16 protein-coding genes are annotated in these 22,394 nt (G+C 48.6%); 7 read left to right on the forward strand and 9 right to left on the reverse strand.

The annotated features are described in order from the left end of the window. Positions 1–4 precede the first annotated feature (4 nt). Together glgB and malQ are read right to left on the reverse strand one after the other, a co-directional pair. Complete coding sequence (gene glgB / locus D0Y50_RS10945) at positions 5–2,170, reverse strand: 1,4-alpha-glucan branching protein GlgB (RefSeq protein ID WP_108567245.1); 2,166 nt, start codon at positions 2,168–2,170, stop codon at positions 5–7. Between the two features lie 358 nt (positions 2,171–2,528). Beyond that, entirely contained in the window at positions 2,529–4,736 is a 2,208-nt protein-coding gene (malQ, locus tag D0Y50_RS10950; protein ID WP_117316972.1) for a 4-alpha-glucanotransferase, read from the reverse strand. A gap of 243 nt (positions 4,737–4,979) precedes the next feature. Between malQ and gap the strand changes: the two genes are divergently transcribed. Together gap and D0Y50_RS10960 are read left to right on the forward strand one after the other, a co-directional pair. Then, the gene (gap, locus tag D0Y50_RS10955; RefSeq protein ID WP_108567242.1) at positions 4,980–5,975 is read left to right on the forward strand and encodes a type I glyceraldehyde-3-phosphate dehydrogenase; all 996 of its coding nucleotides are present in this window, start codon (positions 4,980–4,982) and stop codon (positions 5,973–5,975) included. Between the two features lie 143 nt (positions 5,976–6,118). After that, a complete protein-coding gene (locus D0Y50_RS10960; protein ID WP_108567241.1) occupies positions 6,119–6,970 on the forward strand; it encodes a D-hexose-6-phosphate mutarotase in 852 nt (283 codons plus the stop codon). Positions 6,971–7,450: 480 nt separating this feature from the next. On the opposite strand, the gene D0Y50_RS10965 is transcribed toward D0Y50_RS10960, so the two are convergent. Genes D0Y50_RS10965 through zwf form a run of 5 tightly spaced genes read right to left on the reverse strand, consistent with a single transcriptional unit; the run spans position 7,451 to position 13,080 of the window. Then, positions 7,451–8,101, reverse strand: coding sequence for a bifunctional 4-hydroxy-2-oxoglutarate aldolase/2-dehydro-3-deoxy-phosphogluconate aldolase (locus D0Y50_RS10965; RefSeq protein WP_108567240.1), 651 nt, complete (start codon positions 8,099–8,101; stop codon positions 7,451–7,453). A gap of 2 nt (positions 8,102–8,103) precedes the next feature. Beyond that, positions 8,104–9,057, reverse strand: a complete 954-nt coding sequence (locus tag D0Y50_RS10970; protein ID WP_117316973.1) for a glucokinase — start codon at positions 9,055–9,057, stop codon at positions 8,104–8,106. After that, positions 9,054–10,883 carry a phosphogluconate dehydratase gene (gene edd / locus D0Y50_RS10975; RefSeq protein ID WP_108567238.1) on the reverse strand — a complete coding sequence of 610 codons (1,830 nt, stop codon included), beginning with the start codon at positions 10,881–10,883 and terminating at the stop codon, positions 9,054–9,056. The genes D0Y50_RS10970 and edd overlap by 4 nt, the downstream gene beginning before the upstream one ends. Before the next feature lie 9 nt (positions 10,884–10,892). After that, positions 10,893–11,585 carry a 6-phosphogluconolactonase gene (pgl, locus tag D0Y50_RS10980; protein WP_108567237.1) on the reverse strand — a complete coding sequence of 231 codons (693 nt, stop codon included), beginning with the start codon at positions 11,583–11,585 and terminating at the stop codon, positions 10,893–10,895. Between the two features lies 1 nt (position 11,586). Continuing rightward, a complete protein-coding gene (gene zwf, locus D0Y50_RS10985; RefSeq protein WP_108567236.1) occupies positions 11,587–13,080 on the reverse strand; it encodes a glucose-6-phosphate dehydrogenase in 1,494 nt (497 codons plus the stop codon). 274 nt (positions 13,081–13,354) lie between these two features. Here zwf and D0Y50_RS10990 point away from each other — a divergent pair, with 274 nt between their 5' ends. After that, positions 13,355–14,203, forward strand: coding sequence for a MurR/RpiR family transcriptional regulator (locus D0Y50_RS10990; RefSeq protein WP_108567235.1), 849 nt, complete (start codon positions 13,355–13,357; stop codon positions 14,201–14,203). Positions 14,204–14,628: 425 nt separating this feature from the next. Beyond that, positions 14,629–16,065 carry a pyruvate kinase gene (gene pyk / locus D0Y50_RS10995; RefSeq protein ID WP_117316975.1) on the forward strand — a complete coding sequence of 479 codons (1,437 nt, stop codon included), beginning with the start codon at positions 14,629–14,631 and terminating at the stop codon, positions 16,063–16,065. A gap of 77 nt (positions 16,066–16,142) precedes the next feature. Here the strand turns inward: pyk and D0Y50_RS11000 are convergent, their stop codons facing one another. Next, positions 16,143–16,694: an NAD(P)H nitroreductase gene (locus D0Y50_RS11000; protein WP_117316977.1), complete on the reverse strand. Its 552-nt coding sequence runs from the start codon at positions 16,692–16,694 to the stop codon at positions 16,143–16,145. 1,025 nt (positions 16,695–17,719) lie between these two features. Here D0Y50_RS11000 and sppA point away from each other — a divergent pair. Beyond that, on the forward strand, positions 17,720–19,585 hold the full coding sequence (sppA, locus tag D0Y50_RS11005) for a signal peptide peptidase SppA (protein ID WP_117316979.1): 1,866 nt from the start codon (positions 17,720–17,722) through the stop codon (positions 19,583–19,585). A 331-nt stretch (positions 19,586–19,916) separates the two neighbouring features. Then, positions 19,917–20,447, forward strand: coding sequence for a SprT family zinc-dependent metalloprotease (locus D0Y50_RS11010; RefSeq protein WP_117318734.1), 531 nt, complete (start codon positions 19,917–19,919; stop codon positions 20,445–20,447). 127 nt (positions 20,448–20,574) lie between these two features. Here D0Y50_RS11010 and yfbV read toward each other — a convergent pair whose 3' ends face one another. After that, complete coding sequence (gene yfbV, locus D0Y50_RS11015) at positions 20,575–21,024, reverse strand: terminus macrodomain insulation protein YfbV (RefSeq protein ID WP_108567231.1); 450 nt, start codon at positions 21,022–21,024, stop codon at positions 20,575–20,577. 345 nt (positions 21,025–21,369) lie between these two features. Between yfbV and trxB the strand changes: the two genes are divergently transcribed. Then, complete coding sequence (gene trxB / locus D0Y50_RS11020) at positions 21,370–22,335, forward strand: thioredoxin-disulfide reductase (protein WP_117316981.1); 966 nt, start codon at positions 21,370–21,372, stop codon at positions 22,333–22,335. Positions 22,336–22,394 lie beyond the last annotated feature (59 nt).

A 22,394-nucleotide genomic window follows, 5' to 3' on the forward strand; every position in this document is an offset into this window, starting at 1 on the left:
TACCTTATTTAATCATCCAGAAAACCGTCGCCAGCGGCGGCAGGTTAATTTCAATAGAGTATGGCAGGCCGTTCCAGCTTACCTGTTCAGCGCTGGCTCTTACCATCGTATGATAGCCACTTCCCCAAAACGTCGTATCATCAGAATTTAAAATAAGCTCGTAATCGCCGGGCCGCTCTACCCCTATTCTGAACATATCCCGGGGTGTTGGCGTCATATTGCTTATCACATAAACCTGCTGACGTTTGTCGATACTGTTACGGACAAACGAAATAACACTTTGGTCAGCATTGTGGTGATCAACCCAGCTAAACCCTGCCGGATCATGATCCAATTCAAACAACGCCGGGTGCAAACGATAAAGCTGATTAAGTGTCTTATACAGCGTTTGCATTCCTTTGTGCTTAGGAAAATCTAACAGGTGCCAATCCAGCGAGCTATCGTGGTTCCATTCGCTATACTGGGCCAATTCGTTGCCCATAAAATTAAGTTTTTTACCCGGGTGGCCATACATAAAGCTGGCGTAACTACGCAAACTGGCGGCGGCCTGCCACTCATCACCAGGCATTTTTTCCAGCATACTGCCTTTGCCATGGACGACCTCATCATGGGAAATCGGCAGCACAAAATTCTCATCAAACGCATAAACCATACTGAACGTCATTTCGCCATGATGATAACGGCGATACGCCGGATCTTTACTAATGTAATGCAATGAGTCATGCATCCATCCCATGTTCCATTTGAAGCCGAAACCCAACCCGCCGGAAGACACAGGTCGTGACACGCCAGGAAACGAGGTAGACTCCTCGGCGATGGTCATAGCATCTGGAAATTGGCGGTATACTTCTTCGTTCATCCAACGTAGCAGGCTGATGGCCTCATAATTCTGATTGCCGCCATCCACATTAGGTATCCATTCGCCCTCGTTACGCGAATAATCCAGATAGAGCATGGATGCCACCGCATCAACGCGCAGACCGTCTATATGGAACTTATCCAGCCAATAAAGCGCATTAGCTACCAAAAACTGGCGGACCGTGTCTTTGCCGAAATCATAAATACATGAATTCCAGTCTGGATGCCATCCGCGGCGTGGGTCGTCGTATTCATAGACATGGCTACCGTCAAAGCGCGCCAGGCCGTGGCCGTCTTCCGGAAAATGCGCGGGCACCCAATCGATAATAACGCCTAACCCATGTTGGTGGCATTGATCGACAAAATACTTAAAGTCATCCGGATTACCAAAACGGCTGGTGGGGGCGAATAAGCCTACCGGTTGATAACCCCATGAACCGTCAAACGGAAATTCAGACACCGGCAGCAGTTCAAGATGGGTATAGCCCATCTCTACGGCGTAAGGGATTAGGGTTTCAGCCAAGTCGTGATAACTCAGGTAACGACGTCCGTCATCAGGCCGGCGCCAGGAACCCAGATGCACTTCATAAACACTCATTGGCCGGTGATATTTGTCATATCCACGGTCAGCCATCCATTGCTCATCATTCCAGGTATAGGCGCTATGGTCATATACTACCGATGCATGCGACGGATATTGTTCGGCCTGATACCCTAACGGATCGGCCTTATGCGGTAATGCATTACCATAGCCATCTTTTATTTGAAATTTATACCGGTCTCCGGGCGCCACCTGGGGGATAATCAGTACCCAGTATCCCATGTCGGTTTTTTGCATAGGATGCAAGCGGCCATCCCAGCGGTTAAAGTCACCAATCACTGAAACCGCACTGGCATTTGGGGCAAAGACGCAAAACCGCGTGGCGTTTTGTTGTTCATCCAGTGCAATAATCTGGGCGCCGGCTTGCTGGTATAAGTTCGCTGGGCTGTGGTCAATAAAGTGTACCGCGTGAAAAGCCAGTTCCTGAAACTGGTAAGGGTCAGCAATCACGACAGGGCCATATTCGGTGTGCAAATGTAGATGATAGGTCGAGGTAATATCAAGCTGCTTTACTACCCCGCTAAAGAAGCCCTCATGTTCAGATGGCGTCAGCGAGGCAATAATCTTGTCACTACCGGCAAGGCTGATATCTACTGCAGATGCATCCGGTCGCCATACGCAAATATGCACACCTTCTGGCGTTGGTTTAGGTCCCAGTGTAAAGAACGGATTCGCACAGCTGGCCCACGCCAATTGTTGCTCAATTTGCATATTTTACTCCTGTACTCAGGTATGCCCAAACGCCGGCAGACCTAATAATTGTGACCCTATTTTTATAACAGGGTTGGGGTATTAGTTGTTATACCCCAATTTTTTATAGCATGTTATTGCTACTGCACTATTTCTTTTAAACCTCTCAGCTTGCAGAACATAGCGATAGTAAGGGCGCTAATACAATGCCGCCAGGCAACGTTATAATTGCGACTTTTCACCAAGGATACCGCACCTGACACGGTAATTGGCAGGCCAAAGCCGCTATTGGATAGCCCTAAGTTGCTAATCTTCGCGTGCTGGCGGCAGCACGCGCACGCCAGGCTGAGCGTCTTGCCTGGCGATTAAATGCTATTTACTATTTATCAGTACTGGCTTCTATACGTGCCTGGGTCAACCGTGAGGCTAAATTCCGTAAATTTTCGTCAGCAAAGATGTCTTCAAGATTACGGGTTAGCTTGCGTCGCCAGTTAGGGTATTCATCAAATGTGCCAGGGATATTCACCGGCTTATCCATTTGCAACCAGTCTTCAAGTTGCAGGCTTAACAGCGCACTTGACCCGGTGGCCATATGGGTTTGTAAGCCAAAGTTCAGGGCTTGGCTCATTGCCGTATGATTAACGTCGTGGCCTACTTCATCGCTAATGCTATGGTGGCCGTGCAGGGAGTTTAGGATAGCCTGTTTATCTTCATGCCGGCTTTGATACAAGGTGTCTAAAATCTCTTGAGTGGGATACAGGCCTAATGTTTTACCCAGCTCTAAATCAAGACAATGCCAGTAACCGATTAACGTGGGCATATCATGCGTAGTTAAGGTGGACATTGACTGTTCTGGATAGTGGCCTGGTGAGAAAAACCCGCCATCTTCAGCTTGTTCAAAGAAAAATACCCGATAGGAATAAATACCGTTGTCAGCTAATTTGCCGCGAATCTCCTCAGGAACCGTGCCTAAATCTTCACCAATCACCAGGTTCTTATTACGATGACTTTCCAGCGCCAGGATCCCGAGCAGGTCATCTACCGGATAATAAACATAACCGCCATCGCGGGCGTGATCGCCTTTTGGCACCCACCACAAGCGCAACAGTGCCATAACATGGTCTATCCGCAGTGCCCCTGCCGAAGCCATGTTAGATGAGAACAGGTCAATTATGGGCTGATAAGCCTGCTCATAAAGACGTTTAGGATCCATTGGCGGAAGACCCCAATTCTGGCCTAGCGGTCCTAATACATCAGGCGGTGCACCCACACTGGCTTTCACGCAATACAGATCTTTATTACCCCAAATCTCGGCACTGCCCTCGCTTACGCCTACCGCCAGGTCGCGATACAAACCTATCGTCATACCGGCATCCTGTGCTGCCTGATTTGCCTGCTCCAGCTGACGGGCTGCCTGCCACTGTAAAAATTGATAAAACGTCACACGGCGAGCGTGTTTTTTGGCAAATTTTGCCACGTCTGGCTTGTGGTATTCTTTAAATCTTTCGGGGAATACCGGCCAACCCCATGAGGGCTGCCCTGCTTCCTTCAGGTGCTCTTGCATGACATCGTACACCGCCAGCATGTCGAGGCTTTCCCCACCCTCTTTAACGAATTGCTCAAATGCTTTGCGCGGTTGTGAAGTGGCCTTTAAATATTGCTTTTCATAAACATCAAAAATAGCCCCCAACACGGCCAGCTTAAGCTGGGCGACCGCATTATAATCAACATGCTGCGCATCGCGCGCCGCCTGCAACTGTGCTTTAAATTCCGGATCATTAACAATCTGTTGCACAGAGGCATCGTGGTAGCCTTCAAGGGCCGTCACATCAAGGTACAAAAAGTTAAGCCAGCGGCGTGAAGAAGGTCCATAGGGGCTACAGGCATCGGGGTTAGCCGGGTACAATGCATGAATAGGGTTCAGGCCAATAAATTGCGCGCCGGTTTGCGCCGCATCTGTAACCAGCCGGCTAAGATCGGAAAAATCACCAATACCCCAGTTTTGCTGACTGCGTACACAATAAAGTTGTACGCTCAGGCCCCACACCTTACGACCGGCGGCGACAGAGTCAGGCATATAACACGCGTCCTGCGCCATAATAAGACGCATAGTGGTTAACGCTTCATCATCCCCTTCAACAGTTAACGCCAGGGTATGGTAGCCGGGTTCTATGTCATGCTCGCAGTCAATAACGTATTCCTGATACTCCACATCTTCGATTTGCGCAGCATCAATAAGTTGGGCATCTACCGGAATAAAGGTTTGGGTGAACTCTGTGCCGTTTTCTGTGGTCACAACAAACGTATAGGCATCATTGACCAGTTCGATGGGGAGTCTGACTGAAAATTGTAATTTGTCGGATACCCGGGAAACCTGCACCGGATTTAACGGCGATTGCCAGTACGACAATGTTTCCTGGTTAAGTTGTTCATACACCGCAGATTCATCGCTGGTGTCATAGCCAAGAGCGTTAAGTAATTTGGCTTTACTGCTGTCAGCGATAGTGGCTGGTTTACCCCAGGCATCGACGTAATTTGATTCGATGCCACGCATTTCTACCAGCGTCTGCAAAACTTGATTGGTCATTGTATCGTATCCTGTATCTGGCTGCTTTTAGTGCATAGACTTATGAAAAAGCGAAAAGGTCGCTTAACCTACATACGTTAACATTATGTTGAAAGCGTGTACGTGTTGAAAGTGAATACGATTGCATAGAATTTATTTTGTAATTAAGCAACATTTTCGCTTTTTCTTTTGCTAAGTATGCCATTTTGATCCATACTTTACGTAATTTTTTTTCACCTAACTATACTAAAGTAGAGGTACGTCATGACAGTACGCATCGGTATCAACGGCTTTGGCCGTATCGGCCGCCTCGTAATGCGCGCAGCCACGCTTCGCGACGACATTGAAGTTGTAGCTATCAACGATCTAATGGACCCGGATTACATCGCTTACCTGCTTAAATACGATTCTACCCACGGTATTTTTGACGGTGAGATTGCCGTCGATAACAATAACCTTATCGTAAACGGTAAAAGCATCCGCGTCACTAATGAAAAAGATCCAGCCGCACTTGCCTGGAATGAGGTTGACGTTGATGTAGTGGTAGAGTCAACTGGTCTGTTCCTGACCAAAGAAACAGCGCAGAAGCATATTGATGCAGGCGCGAAAAAAGTAGTGATGTCAGCACCGTCTAAAGATGATACCCCCATGTTTGTAATGGGCGTAAACGACAGTGCTTACGATGGCCAGACTATCGTATCTAACGCATCTTGCACCACGAACTGTTTAGCCCCGGTAGCTAAGGTACTGAACGATAAGTTTGGTATTGTTGATGGTTTGATGACCACCGTACATGCTACTACTGCTACTCAGAAAACCGTTGATGGTCCGTCTGCTAAAGACTGGCGTGGCGGTCGTGGTGCTAGTCAGAACATTATCCCATCTTCCACGGGTGCAGCAAAAGCTGTAGGTAAAGTTATACCTGAGCTTAACGGTAAACTTACCGGTATGGCATTTCGGGTCCCTACTCCTAACGTGTCTGTAGTAGACCTTACGGTTAACCTGGCTAAAGCAGCCTCTTATGACGATATTTGTCAGGCGATGAAAGAAGCGTCTGAAGGCGAGCTGAAAGGTATTTTGGGCTACACTGAAGATCCAGTGGTTTCCAATGACTTTCTGGGCGACGCCCGCACGTCAGTATTTGACGCTGGCGCTGGTATCGCACTGACTGATAAATTCGTTAAAGTTGTATCTTGGTATGACAACGAATGGGGCTATTCAAACAAGGTTCTTGATCTGGTTGCTCATATCAGTAAGTAATAAGCTGGCAAGTCACGCAGGTTTCACCTGCCAGTTTGCAATATAATAGCGAAAAGGTGCGATTAAACCCGCACCTTTTTTGTGCCATAAGCATTATAGTATGTCGGATTAACGCAGATTCGCGAAGGATATGGGAACACACAATGAGCATCGCCAAAAGTATTGAGGTTAGTGAGTCATCCGGTATTACTTTTCTGGATATCGATAACTCTCTGGCTACCGCACGCATTAGCTTGTTTGGGGGGCATATATTGTCATTTATCCCCAAATCCGATAATAAAGAACGCCTGTGGCTGAGCCCGCACGCGGTGTTAAATGGCGACAAACCGATACGCGGGGGCATACCGGTTTGCTGGCCTTGGTTCAGTGATGATCACGGACGTGAGAAAGGCGCACTGCCCTCCCATGGTTTTTTGCGCTCTCAGGTTTGGCAATTAAAGGCCAGCGAAGATAACGCGGCAGGAACAACAATCTATCTTGCGCCTTCGTTTACCCGGGCTGATGGTTTCGAATATGACTGCCAGGTAACGCTAAAGGTAACCGTTGGGCAGTCATTACAGGTTGAATTGATTACGCAAAATACGGGGCTGGTGGCTTTTAGTTTCAATACCGCTTTGCATACGTATTTTCAGGTCGATGATATCAACCATGTTGAATTAACCGGTATCAGTGGCGACTACAAAGACAAGACTGACAACTGGGCAGTGAAGCAAACGCCAGCGCATTACACCGTTACCGGCGAAACAGATCGCATTCATATGACCGCTGCAGCGCAGGTGGCGATTAATGAGCGAAGCGTAGCCGTTACCCGCGTCGATTCCCAAGGCCATGATTCGCTGGTGGTCTGGAACCCGTGGCAAGGGGCCGCTTCGATTGCTGATATGGATGCATTCGGTTACAAACATATGCTTTGTGTGGAAACTGCCTGCACCGGTGATATCCAGGTTGCCCCTGGTGGTCAACACATACTAACGCAGACGGTGGTACCCCTATAGAGCTTAACAGCGTAAGGCCTTGCCGGTACCAGGTAGTTGGAATGGTATATTCACGGGGCGCGTGAATGTTGCTCTTGCAGCATAGCCTACCGGAGCACGTAGCTGCGTTTGGCGGATAGGTATAGCGTTTAGGTATAGCGGTTAGGTGTAGCGGTTAGGTATAGCGCAGTTAAGCGGTTAGGTGTAGCGGTTAGGTATAGCGGTTAGGTATAGCGCAGTTAAGCGGTAAAGAGCAGCTACTTGTTTGAACTCGCGGTGTCAGGGATAGACAAAAGTTACCGGGAGCTGGCGGCAAACGTCTCTTTCTTTTATCGTCACTGCCAAAAGCATAAAGCGTTAGAGGCATAGAACACCGGGCTTAAGAAGGTAGCTGATACGAGATACCAACGCGCCATCAAACAGCCGAAAATAACAAAAAAAACCGCAGCTTAACTGCGGTTTTTTTAACTCTATTAAAGCTCGGAATTACTGCGGCAGGACTTAAATCAAGCCCTTTGCCCCTTCCACAGCTTCTTTCGCTAATGCAGTAATCTGATCCCAGTCACCGCTTTCGATTGCGTCATCAGGCGCCACCCACGAGCCACCCACGCATGCCACATTTTTAAGTGCCAGATAGTCTTTATAATTTGTCAGGCTGATGCCCCCTGTCGGGCAGAATGTCACACCTGGGAAAGGACCACTGATAGACTTAATGGCTTTAACCCCACCTGATGCTTCAGCAGGGAAAAATTTCATATGGGTATAACCGGCATCTTTACCTTTCATCAGATCAGAGGTAGAAGAGATACCCGGTATCAACGGAATCGGACATTCCTGACCGGCCTTCAGCAAATCAGCTGTCATTCCCGGGCTGATAGCAAATTTAGCACCGGCATCAATAACTTCCTTAAGCTGTTGTGCGTTGGTTACCGTACCTGCACCAATCAGCGCATCAGGTACTTCCTCTGCAATACGCTTAATAACGTCCAGAGCTACCGGGGTTCTTAGGGTTACTTCCAGTACTTTGATCCCACCGGCCATCAATGCTTTAGCCAGAGGAACGGCTTTTTCCACATCGTTGATTACCAATACCGGTACAACGGGGCCCGCGGCAAACACTTCCGCTGGAGACAAGTTCCAATTTGTTGACATAATTAACTCGCAATATGTTGTTGTAGATACGCCGAAGCGCCTAGCAGGCCATGATCAGGTTCCGCGATTAAGTAGGTAGGGATATTTTTAACGTAATGTTTCATCTGTCCCTTCGCTTCAAACCGCGCTCTAAAGTCGCTGTCTTTTATAAAGTCAGCGAACCGTGTGGCGATACCACCGCCAATGAAAACGCCACCGGTGGTGGCCATATTCAGCGCCAGATTCCCGGCAAAGCTGCCCATGATTCGACAAAACTGGGTAAGTGCGGCTTCACAGATATCGCATGAGCCTTCCAGTGCCTGAGTGGTCACTTGGGCAGGATCGTCCAGCGTGGCGGCAATACCTTTCGCATTCGCCAGCGCACGATAAATATTTACAATCCCCCGGCCAGACATCACTTCTTCTGCTGATGCTCGCCCGTGTTGATTTTGCAAATAGCGCCAGATGATCACGTCGGTTTCATCAACCGGTGCGAAATCGGTGTGGCCACCCTCGCCATCTAGCGTTTGCCAGCCAGACGAGGTCATGGTGATATGCTCCACCCCTAACCCGGTACCCGGACCGAATACAGCGATATTACCCTGTGGCTTAGCTTCTCCTTCGCCTACCTGTATCACCTGTTGGCTAGACAATGTAGGCAGCGAATGGGCTACCGCTGTAAAATCGTTAATGACGAACAAGTCGGCCAAACGCAATTGTTGTTTCAAGGCACGCTGTGAAAATGCCCAGCTATGGTTGGTCATCTCTACGTGGTCACCCAATACCGGGCAGGCAATCGCTATACACCCTTGCGTAAAGGTAAACTGAGTATGCTCGTCAAAGTACGTTTGGATCGCAAGATCGATACTGGCAAAATCGCGACAAATGTACTTTTTAATATCCGTTACGCCGGTATCAGTAACCCGGGCTAAACGGATATTGGTGCCGCCGACATCGGCAACAAACTTGTCACTCATAGGGCCTGCTCCTGAGTGTAAAATAGTGAGCAGGCACCTTCTTCTGCACCCGTAAGTACAGAACGCATACCGCCGAACAGCTCACGCCCCATACCTTGGTGATGGCTATCCAAATTGGCTTTCGCTGGCTCCCGGGCATCCAGTTCACTTTGTTCTACACATAAGGTCAATGCACCTGTTTGTGTATTCAGTTCAACCATATCGCCGTTTTGTACTTTAGCCAGCAGGCCGCCATTAAAGGCTTCCGGGGTGACATGGATAGCAGCCGGGACTTTACCTGATGCACCAGACATCCGGCCATCAGTAACCAGTGCCACTTTATAGCCACGGTCCTGCAATACGCCCAGTGGCGGCGTTAACCGGTGTAGTTCTGGCATACCGATAGCCGAAGGCCCCTGGAAGCGAACCACCACGATACAGTCTTTGTTCAAGTCGCCATTTTTAAACGCATCGTCCAAGTCAAACTGGTCTTCAAACACCACGGCAGGCGCTTTGATATGACAATGGGGAGTACCCAGTGCAGACGTTTTGATGACCGCCCGGCCTAAATTGCCATCAAGTACGCTTAGCCCGCCGTCTGGTTTGAACGGTTCATCTACAGTTGCTACCACATCCTTATCATGGGACTTGGTCGCGCCATCGCGCCACACCAACTCGCCATCTTCTAAGCGCGGCTCTTGTGTATAGCGCTCCAGACCATGACCACAAATAGTGTTTACATCGTTATGTAATAAGCCTGCGTCCAACAACTGTCTAAACAGCAGTGCCATGCCGCCAGCAGCAGTAAAGTGGTTGATATCTGCAGACCCGTTAGGGTAGATCCGGGTTAGCAACGGCGTGGCGTTAGAGATTTCTGAAAAGTCATTCCAGTTCAGCAATATACCTGCTGAGCGCGCCACAGCAATTAAATGCATGGTATGGTTGGTTGAACCGCCGGTAGCAAGCAGCGCAACTAAACCATTTACAATGGCTTTTTCGTCCACTATATGCCCTATTGGCATGTAGTTTTCAGTCAGGTCAGTCAGGCGTGTTGCCTGTACTGCGGCCGCTTTGGTCAGAGCATCCCGTAGCGGTGTGCCGGGGTTAACAAATGAGGAGCCCGGTAAATGCAGACCCATCGTTTCCACCACCAGCTGGTTCGAGTTCGCGGTACCGTAAAAGGTACAGGTCCCCGCCGAGTGGTATGATTGCGATTCCGCTTCAAGCAAGGCATCACGCCCTACTTTACCTTCAGCAAATTCCTGACGAACCCGGGCTTTTTCTTTGTTCGGCAAACCAGACGGCATAGGACCGGCCGGAATAAATACGGTAGGTAAATGACCAAATGCCAGCGAGCCCATAAGCAGGCCTGGGACGATTTTGTCACAAATCCCCAGCATGACGGCCGCATCAAACATATTATGCGATAACGATACGGCAGCTGACTGCGCGATAACATCACGACTCATCAGGCTTAAGTCCATGCCCGGGTTACCCTGGGTTACGCCATCACACATGGCGGGCACGCCACCTGCAAACTGCGCTACGCTACCCACCTGCTTCACCGCATCGCGGATAATTGCCGGATAGGTTTCGTACGGTTGGTGCGCCGATAACATATCGTTATAAGCCGACACAATAGCAATATTTGCTTTGGTCATACTCCGCAAGTCAGACTTATCTTCGGTACCACAGGCAGCAAAGCCGTGGGCCAGGTTACCACAAGACAGTACCCCACGATGCGGGCCCTGGCGTCTGGCATGGTCAATTTTATCCAGATACGCTTTACGAGTCGTTTTACTACGCTCGATAATACGCTGGGTGATTTCAGCGATTTGATTGTTCATCAGTAACTCCTATGGTGCCCACATCAAGGTAACAGGGGCCCGGTTGACCACGGCAGTAACAGGCTTATCCAGCTCAGTATCGTTGGCTATCGCCTCTTCCAGTACACGCTTTTTCGCATCGCCGGTCAGGTGGATAAAAATATTACGGCTATTCAGTAGCGCAGGCAGCGTTAACGAAATTCGCTGATGTGGCGCTGTGGTTGGCTGCACGGCAATACAAATTTTGCCGCTGGACATGTTTAAGCCATCTTCAACTTGCGCAGAGCAAGGGAATAACGACGCCGTATGGCCGTCTTCGCCCATGCCCAGAATAAGTGCATCGAACGGTTGGGTCAGACTCGACAAACGAGACTCGGCTTCGGCTATCCCGTCAGCTGCATCGTTGTGATCAGTCTTAAGGGATACAAAATTTGCTTCACTGGCTTTATTTTGAATCAGGTTTTGCTTAACTAAACGTGTATTGCTGGCCTCATCAGACTCATCAACCCAGCGCTCATCGGCCAGGGTTATATCTACTTTAGACCATTCCAGTTCAGTTTCGCTCAGAGTTTTAAACAGGGCTAGCGGGGTACGTCCACCGCTAACCACCAGACTGGCGCGGCCACGTTTATCAATACCTTCTTTAAGAAGGCGGGTTAACGTGGTGGCAAATTGTTCGGTTAGCGCATCAGCGCTATCAAAGTGTTGCTGTGTCAGTGCCATATTATTTCTTCTTCGTCATTTTGCTTTCATACCAGCTACGGTTTTCCCGTGCCAGCAGACCAATTGAGGCAACCGGGCCCCAGGTACCCGCCTGGTAAGGTTCTGGCGGCTCTGCAGAGTGCTTCCAGGCTTCCAGAATAGAGTCAACCCAGTTCCATGCTTGCTCAACCTCGTCGCGACGTACAAATAACGCCTGGTTACCCAGCATGACCTCTAACAACAGCTTTTCGTAAGCGTCAGGGATTCGTTCTTCCGAGAACGCTTCAGAAAAACTCAGATTCAGTTTTGATTTCTGTAAATCCATAGAACCTGAACTGGTAAGCCCGGGCACTTTATTCATTACAGTAATTTCCACACCTTCATCAGGCTGTAACCGGATCACCAACTTATTTGGCGGTAAACTATTAAAACTGTCACCAAACAGGTTATGCGGCTGACGTTTGAAATAAATCACCACCTCTGACACTTTGGTGGGCATACGCTTACCGGTGCGCAAATAAAATGGCACCCCGGCCCAACGCCAGTTGTCTATTTCTGCTTTGATAGATACAAAGGTTTCTGTTTTGCTGCGGGTGTTGGCATCTTCTTCTTCAAGATACCCAGGCACTTCCTGCCCTTTTACAAACCCTGCCGTGTACTGTCCACGTACGGTGGTATCATTTACATTGGATGCGTTAATCGGACGCAGTGCTTTAAGCACTTTGAGTTTTTCATCACGAATGCTGTCTGCATCTAACGTTGCCGGCGGCTCCATGGCCACCAGACTCAGAATTTGCAGCAGGTGGTTTTGCACCATATCGCGCATTTGGCCGGCATCGTCAAAATAGCCCCAGCGCCCTTCGATACCAACAGACTCAGCAACACTAATCTGTACATGATCTATACAGTTGTGGTCCCAGTTTGTAGCAAATATAGAATTGGCAAAGCGCAGCGCTATCAGGTTCAGTACTGTTTCTTTACCAAGATAGTGGTCTATGCGATAGATTTGGGATTCGTTGAAGTATTCAGAAACCTGATTATTGATAACCTTGGAAGAGTCCAGGTCATGCCCGATCGGTTTTTCCAGGACCACCCGGACACTGCTATCAATGATATTACAGCTGTGCAGGCCTCGGCAGATATCCCCATAAATAGCAGGAGGGGTGGCCAGGTAACATACCATGACACGCTCAGGATCCACTACCGCATCCAATTGCTTGTAGCTTTCCAACTCTTTCATGTCTACCTGAATGTAATCCAGACGCTGGCTAAGGCGCTCCCAGGTATCGCCGCATACTTGTTTTTCGCTGAACTTTTCAATATTCGATTTGACCTCAGCAATATACTCTTCTTTGGTCATGTCCTGACGGGCGACACCTATAATTGTCGTCTCCGGATGGATAAGCTCAGCTTTCTCAAGCTGGTATAGCGAGGGCAGCAATTTGCGCCGTGAAAGATCACCCATTGTGCCAAACAGCACAAAATCACAGGGTTCGAATGAATTATCCATTACCATATTGTCGACCTTCTTAATAAGTAGTAGGGAAACCCTTTATTAAGGCAAATAAACAGTGTTTCCCTGATGGTATTGCCCAATAGTTAACACCAAATGTAGTAAAATTACAACTTTGCTTTCAGTGCTTACTATTTCGGCATTTAAACAGGTTTTGATCACACAATTTGTAACCAGTGTTGTCAAAAAATTACATTTCGCTTGTCTCTACGAATGCTTTCAGTAGTATAGAGACCATAAGAACAGGGCCCCTGATAAAACTAAGTGCTTGAGCCGTATGAATATTCTTGAAAAAATCACCCAGAGCAAGGCTGCTTTCAGCAAATCAGAGCGCAAAGTTGCCGATGTTATTCTGGCTAATCCACAGACTGCTATTCATTCGAGCATTGCCACCCTGGCAAAAATGTCGGATGTCAGTGAACCCACAGTTAACCGCTTTTGCCGGCGGTTAGACACTAAAGGTTTTCCGGATTTTAAATTACATTTAGCCCAAAGCCTCGCAAATGGTACACCATATGTAAACCGTCATGTTGACGAAAACGATGGGCCGCAGGAATATACCAACAAAATTTTTGAATCTACCATGGCATCGCTTGAAGTAGCGCGCCAGTCTATTGATGTCCAATTAGTAAATCGGGTCGTCGATCTGCTTACTCAAGCGCAGAAAATCTCCTTTTTCGGTTTAGGGGCGTCTGCTTCTGTGGCGCATGATGCTTTAAACAAGTTTTTCCGCTTCAATGTGCCGGTGGTGTATTTTGAAGACATCCTGATGCAACGCATGAGTTGCATGAACTGTACCGACGGTGATGTGGTTGTATTATTTTCTCATACCGGCCGCACGAAAAGCCTGGTTGAAATTGCCCAAATCGCCCGGCACAACGATGCTACGGTAGTGGGCATTACGTCTGCAGACAGCCCTCTGGCTAAAGAGTGTAGCTATGTATTGTCGTTAGAAGTACCAGAAGATACTGATATGTATATGCCTATGGCGTCTAGAATCGCCCAGCTGACTTTGGTTGATGTACTGGCTACAGGCTTCACTTTGCGCCGTGGGAATAAGTTTCGCGAGAACCTGAAACGGGTAAAAGATACCCTGCGCGGCTCTCGATATGACAAGCGGGATTAACCCTCCCTGGGGCGTGGGCCCGGATATGGCAGCATGCGGTGCCCCGGCGCCCTTTAGCGATGTACATCAGGTACGCAAGGCATAAGGAAGCGCCTGCGAGGAAAATCGTCCCACGCCAAAGCTTTTACAGATGTGGCCTGGAGAAGCCAGATAGGCAAAAGCCACGGCGATATAGCATTATCGTTAGCTTTCATGGTGCACGTAAGCCCTTCCCCTTCCGCAGTTTTTGGTAGTTGATAACTGGCAACTGGTACGCCCAGTTGGCTTATTTATCTGCCGTAGATTCACATAACTGCAAGATTCGTCTATTATTTTGTAATAAAATTACGGAAAGTGATTACGCAAGACAGGACACTGCTTGCGCTTTAGGTTAAGATCACAATTCGCCTTTCATCAGAACTTAAGCAGATAAGTGACATATTGATATGAGCAGAAGAACAAAGATCCTTGCCACTCTGGGCCCCGCGACAGATTCCTTAGAAATGATTCAGGCAATTATTGCCGCTGGCGCCAATGTTGTGCGTATGAATTTCTCTCATGGGCAAGCAGAAGACCATATTGAACGTGCAAAGCGTGTGCGTGAAGCAGCCGCAAACCTGGGCAAGTATGTAGCCATCCTGGGTGACCTGCAAGGGCCAAAAATTCGCATAGCCCGGTTCAAAGACGGCGCTGTACAGCTTACCGTTGGGGCGCCATTTGTGCTGGATGCAGAAATGGATCGCGACGCCGGCGATATCAATGCCGTGGGCATTGACTATAAAGCATTGCCGGACGATGTCGTAGCAGGAGATATCCTGTTACTGGACGATGGCCGCATCCAGCTTGAAGTTACTGACGTTACAGGCCGCAAGGTAAATACTAAAGTTACGGTGGGCGGTAAGCTATCCAATAACAAAGGTATTAACCGCCAAGGCGGTGGTTTATCGGCTGAAGCTCTGACTGATAAAGACAAGCAAGATATTAAGACTGCAGCGGCTATCGGGGTAGATTACCTTGCCGTATCCTTCCCTCGTAGCGGAGCGGATCTAAATTACGCCCGCGAGTTGGCAGTTGCAGCGGGCTGTCATGCGCAAATATGTGCAAAAGTCGAACGCGCTGAAGCCGTAGCAACCGATGAAGCTATGGACGATATTATCTGTGCCTCTGATGCGGTAATGGTAGCACGTGGCGATCTGGGCGTAGAGATTGGCGACGCTGAGTTAGTTGGCGTACAGAAAAAATTGATTGCCCGTTCTCGTCAACTGAACAAGGTTGTTATCACTGCAACGCAGATGATGGAGTCGATGATTGACAGCCCTATGCCGACCCGAGCGGAAGTCATGGACGTGGCAAACGCGGTACTTGATGGCACAGATGCCGTGATGCTGTCTGCCGAAACCGCCGCTGGTAACTTCCCAGTAGAAACCGTTACCGCAATGGCGCGCGTATGTGAAGGGGCTGAAACGCATTCCAGCATCAAGCTGTCTAAGCACCGGATGGATGATATATTCTCCACCGTCAGTGAAACTATTGCATTATCAGCGGTTTATGCTGCTAATCACTTGCCTAGCATTCGCGCTATTGTGGCATTGACCGAAAGCGGCAATACGCCAAAGCTGATGTCACGAATGACCACCCGCCTGCCTATTATTGCAATGTCGCGGCACCAGGACACCCTTAACATGATGGCGTTGTTCCGTGGCGTTAAGCCGGTATACTTTGATTCTGGCGATTGTGAACCCGGTCAGCTAAAGCATGATGTTATTGATGCGCTTAAGAAGCTGGGCCAGGTACAAGCTGGCGATACGCTGGTACTGACCTATGGCGATGAAATGGAAAAAATTGGTGCGACTAACGCGATGAAGATTGTTAAAGTAGACTAATTATTTCTGCTAAATAAAAACCGGAACAGGCCTGCCCTGCTCCGGTTTTTTTGTATGTATGGTCCGACTAAAACCGATTATGTCCAGTGTTCAAAAAAGTCTTCGGCTGCTTTAGCTTCCGGGGGTGGCGCTTGCACTGCCGGTGTTCCCAAATATAAAAAACCCACCAGCTCGTCATCTTCAGCTAACCCTAGCTCACTGCGCACCAGTTCACACTGAGCATATGTCCCGGTTCGCCAGATACCGTTAAAGCCTTGGGCCTGGGCCGCCATCTGCATTGACATTACCGCACAGCTTGCCGAGGCTACCTGCTCAATTCGCGGCACTTTGGGGCTATCCTGGTAACGGGCAATCGCCACTATGATCATAGGTGCACGCAGCGGTAGCTGGGGCGCTCGTTCAACTTCTTTGGCTGACTTACCATTTTCTATCGCCGATTGTTCAAACAGCAAACCTAGTCGTTTCAGACCGCCGCCCTCACACACGATAAATCGCCAGGGGGTTAGCCCCCCATGATCAGGTGCGCGTAACGCAGCCTGTTTTATGTTTTCCAGCGCTTCGCCGGCCGGGGCCGGGGTGGATAGCCGCGGTTGTGAGCGGCGTTCTAAAAGCAGCGCTAAGGCATCCATTTCACTCTCCCGTCGAGTTATTTAAGCAGTTATTGAAGCAGTTATTTAAGCTATATTGTATTGCTGTATCCTACGGTGACTATTGCAAAAAGACCACCGTTTGTTGCTGTATAAACTCCCTTCCATCCGCAGCGCTAGAGCCCGAGATTTTCAGTTATTTCAAAGCGCGCGCGCCAGCGCTAAAAAATCGTTGGCAGTATTGTTTATATGACGCCCACACCACTTGCAATATCTATCTGTAAACGCGTGCCGGGCGCAATTTTTAATAGTGATAGGTTTTATTATTGCTATATGACAAAGCCTGACAAACATAAAACACCGCCGCCCAACGCATCTACCCCAAGGACCAATCCATTCTTCACTATTACGTGTAATACCCGCTAGGTACCACCAGCCAATAGGTAGGGAAGCCCCGCTGACAGGATCTAGTGTTGCTGAACAATCTTGCGATGAGCCCTTGGGATAGGCCCTTGTGATAGGCCCTTGTGATAAGCCCTTGTGACAGGCCCTTGTAATAAGCCCTTGTAATAAGCCCGGCAGCTAAGTATCAAAGGCGCCCCGGTAGACTATACCGGCGTTAGCCCGTGTGCATATAGCGTGGTGAAAGCAGTGCGGGAAACTCTAATAACCGCTAACGGCCCCTACATCCTCCAGAAAGGCCTGAAGCAAAGACCTCAACCGTTTACACTTATCTGCGCCGCCATCCGGCGACAGGTGGCTCGATTACCGCTATCGGGAGCTAATTCGCCGGTTTGCAGACGCCTTTACCGTGTGGTCTGAAACAATTCGGGGCGGTACTAACCTGTTGATACACGGTTTATCGTCGATGGGCTACAACACCGGCTATACACGGCTAACACGTTCACGCGCCAACAGTACGCTGTACCGCTTTTATTGCCATGCCGGTCTGATTAGGGGTATCCCTTAAATCGCCCGCTATATTACAATTCATTACAATTTTAAGTAGCGATTCAGATGGGTTTCTATACCATTAACCTAAGACGTTCTCAGAGGTAAAACCGATTATGGCAGCGAATGGAAGCTGGACGAAATCCCTTTTTGTAGGGCTATGGACAGTACTCAACTTTTGTCGAAAACTGTTCTTCAATATTATATTTATTTTTATCGTAGTGGCTATTTTGATAGCCATTAGCGCCGATAAAAAGCCCGTTTCGGTGCGCCCGGATAGTGCACTGTATATGAACCTGAAAGGGCAGCTGGTAATAGAGAAAGAGGCGGTGGATCCGTTCGAGCAGTTTATGCAGGAAGCATTTGGCGATGAGCCGGAAAATCCTGAACTGTTGGTGCGGGATTTAGTGAAAATCCTCAGTAATGCGAAGCAAGATAAGCGCATTAAAGCGCTGGTTCTGGACTTAAAAGAGTTCGAAGGTGGCGGGTTGGATAAACTGCGCGAAGTCAGTCAGGCTATTGATGATTTCAAACTATCCGGAAAGCCGGTTTATGCCATTGGCGATTACTACTCGCAGAACCAGTATTATCTGGCAGCGCATGCTGATCATGTGTATTTAAACCCGATGGGTGCACTATTGCTTGAGGGCTATGGTCGGTTTGGCCTGTACTTCAAAGATATGCTGGAAAAATTAAAAGTTAGTACTCATATTTTCCGGGTAGGTACCTACAAGTCTGCGGTAGAGCCGTTTTTGCGTAATGATATGTCGGATGCCGCCAAACAGGCCAACCGTGAGTGGCTTGATACCTATTGGGCACAGTACAAACAGGATGTCGCAGCGGCGCGCGGCTTAGATGAAGGCAACTTTGATGAAAAGCTCGACGTGCTGGTAGAAAAATTCGATGCTGCGCAGGGCGACTTTGCTCAGTACGCGTTATCTAATGGCTGGGTAGATGCCCTGAAAACCCGCAGTGACATTCGTGAAGAGCTGGCCGCTCTGGTAGGCCGTGATGAAACCGAGATGGGTGTAAATACCACCTCTTTCTACGATTATCTGCGTGTTATTAATCCGCCCATGCCCGATATGTCTGTCTCCGATGGCGCTAAAGTGGCAGTGGTAGTGGCGAAAGGTGAAATTCTTGATGGCGACCAGCAAGCCGGCACCATCGGCGGCGATAGCACAGCCCGTTTACTACGGCAGGCCAGAATGGATGAGAGTGTAAAAGCCGTGGTGATGCAGGTAGATAGCCCCGGTGGGTCATCATTTGCCTCCGAGGTTATACGCCAGGAAGTGCTTGAACTGCAGGCTGCCGGAAAACCGGTGGTGGTGTCGATGGGAACTTATGCGGCCTCTGGCGGCTATTGGATATCGGCCCCCGCGGATAAAATATATGCTTCTGAAAGTACTATTACAGGCTCTATTGGCGTATTCGGCATGTTTATGACCTTTGAAAAGAGCCTTGATTACCTTGGGGTAAACAGTGACGGCGTAGGTTCTACCGAAATTGCCGGGCTATCTCCTGCCCGCGAGCTTGATCCGCGCTTTGGTGACATTCTTCAGCGCAGTGTAGAAAGCAACTATACTAAGTTTATTACTATGGTTGGGAAATACCGCGATATGTCACCTGAGCAGGTAGACGACATTGCCCAGGGTCGGGTTTGGATTGGTACCAAAGCAAAGGAGCTTGGTTTAGTTGATGAACTGGGCGACCTGAACGATGCGATTGCAGCGGCGGCCCAGTTTGCCGAACTGGAAGAATACGATGTTGTGTATGAACACCATAAACTAAGCCCGCAAGAGCAATTCTGGAAAGAGTTTTTTGGTCAAGCGGTAGTATGGGCTGCCAAATCGCAGTTTGCGGAAAACAACACACCGTTAATGGGTATGGTTAAGCAGGTACTTAGCGAATACAATACGGTAAGTAAATTAAATGATCCCATGGGTGTTTATATAATGTGCTTACAGTGTAAGGTGCATTAATGCCCGCTGGCAGGGCTGGGTGATTTACTGGTAAAGCAGTAAACTTATTGAGCTGGCCGCCACCTAATGTGGCGGCCATTTTTTTTGCTTTATGTAGTTCGATACTGGCCGGCTATTGAAATAAAACCGGGCGATGGGTATATCACCCTGGCTACGGTCGCTATAGCCTTTCTATGATACGGTGATAGCGCAGTACGCAAAACATGTAGCCTACTGCTTTGCAAGCCGAACTAAAGCTGACCTGCCTTAGGGCATACGCTACAATGGCATTTTAATAGGCAGCGAACGCTTCAGCCTGCCGTACTACATGCATAACCAACTGTTTAACGCTATGAAACGATTCAACGAGCCCGACCACGCTACACCGGCTATTCAGCCACTTAGTCAGACCGATAAGCAGCAGGTTAACGCCATCATCGATGAGTTACTACAACAGGCCAATAAGGCTTATAACGTGCGGTTCAAACGTCCGGCTATCAGCTGGCGACGGGCGGGGAAAAATGCCGGCAGTGCTAATCTGACTCAAAACAGAATTAACTTTAACCCGGTGTTATTTGCCCACAACCGTGAGGCCTTTTTTTCCCAGGTAGTCGTGCATGAACTGTGTCATATTCTGGTTCATCAGCATTATGGGCGGGTACGGCCCCACGGCCCTCAGTGGCAGAAGATGATGGAAGAAACCTTTGGGGTACCGGCACGGGTGACTCACTCATTTGACCTAACCCCTTTGCAGTTAACAACCTACGCCTACCGCTGCAAATGTGGGCCTGTTGAGCTGTCTGTGCGCCGCCATAACAAGGTTGTACGTCAACAACAAAGTTACTATTGTCGCCGGTGTAAGCAGACGCTAGAGCCTGTTTAGCGGCACAATTCTATTTGAGCCGCGTTAATAGATACCGACCAGCCGATTAATGTTACCGACCAAATAAAAAAACAGGCCATCGCGGCCTGTTTTTTATGATTTTTTTGCGGGTTAACTTCAAATGAGGTTAATCAAACCACGACCGGGTAAAAACCTGATCAAGTTGTTCGTATGCCGATTTTAGTAAGGCGGCCAGTTCTTTATATTTCGGCTGAGATTTAAAGGAATGCACACTACACCCTTCCTGCTGAAGTTTGGAATGGATTTCTCTATACCAATTTTTAAGCGCCGGCGGCAATGCTTGATTAGAACGGTGGCCGAGCCATAATAGCCCCTGTAACGGCAAGCTTAAAAAGAACGCACCAATGGCGATAGTTTGCGGCAGATAATCCGCGCCAAAGGTGTTCAGTAGCATTGCACAAGAGACTACCGCTATAGGCGGCATTGTGGTAATCGCCAAACGCGTGGCAGAGATAACTTTGCATTCGGGGAAATAAGCATACAGCTGTTTTTTCATAGGCCATGTATTCATATACTTGTGTCCCTGACGAAACATACTTATTACTGAAAGTGCCATAACTTACCTCTTACATAGCGTAACTGACGCTAAATCGAACCGCTAGATTATGCTGATAAAACAGACCCACCAAGAGACCTGAAACCGGTTAAATGCGCTCTTTGTAGACCGAGTAACCTACCCACCATACCGGGCGACCACAGCTTAGCCACCCTGCTTATTCAGCTAACTGTGCTATATAATACCAGTTTGCAAGAAGTATAGCTCAATCCTGTGATTAACAATATTGAAATGTGATTCTGAGATCTTGCATTTGCGTTATGGCTATTGAATGTGAATAATTCGCCCAAATAAAGACAAACACAAACTAACTCCCCTGCCCCAGGGGTGTAACTGGAGAACAATATGGCAGAGACCAGACATGTACGTCTGTTAATTCTGGGCTCAGGCCCGGCAGGCTATTCAGCTGCGGTCTACGCGGCACGTGCTAACCTTAATCCGGTATTGGTTACGGGCATTCAGCAAGGTGGTCAACTTACCACAACAACCGAAGTTGAGAATTGGCCAGGCGATCCTGAAGGGCTCACCGGACCCGATTTGATGGTACGGATGCAAAAGCACGCTGAGAAATTTAATACGGAAATTGTATTTGATCATATCAATAAAACCGATTTGACTAAACGCCCCTTTACCCTTTATGGCGACTCTGGCATTTATACCTGCGATGCCTTAATTATTGCCACTGGTGCTTCAGCTAAATACCTTGGTATGGAATCTGAAGAAGCGTTTAAGGGCAAAGGCGTATCTGCCTGTGCTACCTGTGACGGCTTTTTCTACCGCAACCAGAAAGTAGCGGTAGTGGGTGGCGGTAATACCGCAGTAGAAGAAGCCCTATATTTATCTAATATCGCTTCTGAAGTACACGTTATTCACCGTCGCGATACGTTCAGAAGTGAGAAGATTCTTGAGCAACGTCTTCGCGACAAAGCGGAAAACGGCAATGTGGTATTGCATCTTAATCGCACCCTTGATGAAGTGATAGGTGACGAAATGGGTGTAACCAAAGTACGTATTGCTGAAACGCAGGGCGAAACTAAAGAAGAAATTGATGTTATGGGTTTATTCATAGCCATTGGGCACAAACCCAATACGGATATTTTTGCCGGTCAACTTGATATGAAAGACGGCTACATTACGGTTAACAGTGGATTGCAGGGCAATGCCACACAAACCAGTGTGGAAGGTGTGTTTGCTGCTGGCGATGTATCAGATCATGTATATCGTCAGGCGATTACCTCGGCCGGTACCGGTTGTATGGCAGCCTTAGATGCAGAGAAATTTCTGGATGGCTCCCACGCTGACCAGTGGTAGTACCCGGCTAGCAACATCTCTTTAGGGGTATGCCGTTCCGGTAGCGGCATATCCTTTTT

This window comes from Salinimonas sediminis, from assembly GCF_003429285.1.
GTDB classification, from domain to species: Bacteria; Pseudomonadota; Gammaproteobacteria; order Enterobacterales; family Alteromonadaceae; genus Alteromonas; species Alteromonas indica.

What these genes read in the sequence shown, in the direction of transcription:
- pyk (WP_117316975.1), top strand. Translation starts at nt 14,629, where the DNA reads ATGAGCAGAAGAACAAAGATCCTTGCCACTCTGGGCCCCGCGACAGAT.
- D0Y50_RS10970 (WP_117316973.1), bottom strand. Translation starts at nt 9,057, where the DNA reads ATGAGTGACAAGTTTGTTGCCGATGTCGGCGGCACCAATATCCGTTTA.
- D0Y50_RS10990 (WP_108567235.1), top strand. Translation starts at nt 13,355, where the DNA reads ATGAATATTCTTGAAAAAATCACCCAGAGCAAGGCTGCTTTCAGCAAA.
- D0Y50_RS11000 (WP_117316977.1), bottom strand. Translation starts at nt 16,694, where the DNA reads ATGGATGCCTTAGCGCTGCTTTTAGAACGCCGCTCACAACCGCGGCTA.
- edd (WP_108567238.1), bottom strand. Translation starts at nt 10,883, where the DNA reads ATGAACAATCAAATCGCTGAAATCACCCAGCGTATTATCGAGCGTAGT.
- yfbV (WP_108567231.1), bottom strand. Translation starts at nt 21,024, where the DNA reads ATGGCACTTTCAGTAATAAGTATGTTTCGTCAGGGACACAAGTATATG.
- sppA (WP_117316979.1), top strand. Translation starts at nt 17,720, where the DNA reads ATGGCAGCGAATGGAAGCTGGACGAAATCCCTTTTTGTAGGGCTATGG.
- gap (WP_108567242.1), top strand. Translation starts at nt 4,980, where the DNA reads ATGACAGTACGCATCGGTATCAACGGCTTTGGCCGTATCGGCCGCCTC.
- trxB (WP_117316981.1), top strand. Translation starts at nt 21,370, where the DNA reads ATGGCAGAGACCAGACATGTACGTCTGTTAATTCTGGGCTCAGGCCCG.
- zwf (WP_108567236.1), bottom strand. Translation starts at nt 13,080, where the DNA reads ATGGTAATGGATAATTCATTCGAACCCTGTGATTTTGTGCTGTTTGGC.
- glgB (WP_108567245.1), bottom strand. Translation starts at nt 2,170, where the DNA reads ATGCAAATTGAGCAACAATTGGCGTGGGCCAGCTGTGCGAATCCGTTC.
- pgl (WP_108567237.1), bottom strand. Translation starts at nt 11,585, where the DNA reads ATGGCACTGACACAGCAACACTTTGATAGCGCTGATGCGCTAACCGAA.
- D0Y50_RS11010 (WP_117318734.1), top strand. Translation starts at nt 19,917, where the DNA reads ATGAAACGATTCAACGAGCCCGACCACGCTACACCGGCTATTCAGCCA.
- malQ (WP_117316972.1), bottom strand. Translation starts at nt 4,736, where the DNA reads ATGACCAATCAAGTTTTGCAGACGCTGGTAGAAATGCGTGGCATCGAA.
- D0Y50_RS10965 (WP_108567240.1), bottom strand. Translation starts at nt 8,101, where the DNA reads ATGTCAACAAATTGGAACTTGTCTCCAGCGGAAGTGTTTGCCGCGGGC.
- D0Y50_RS10960 (WP_108567241.1), top strand. Translation starts at nt 6,119, where the DNA reads ATGAGCATCGCCAAAAGTATTGAGGTTAGTGAGTCATCCGGTATTACT.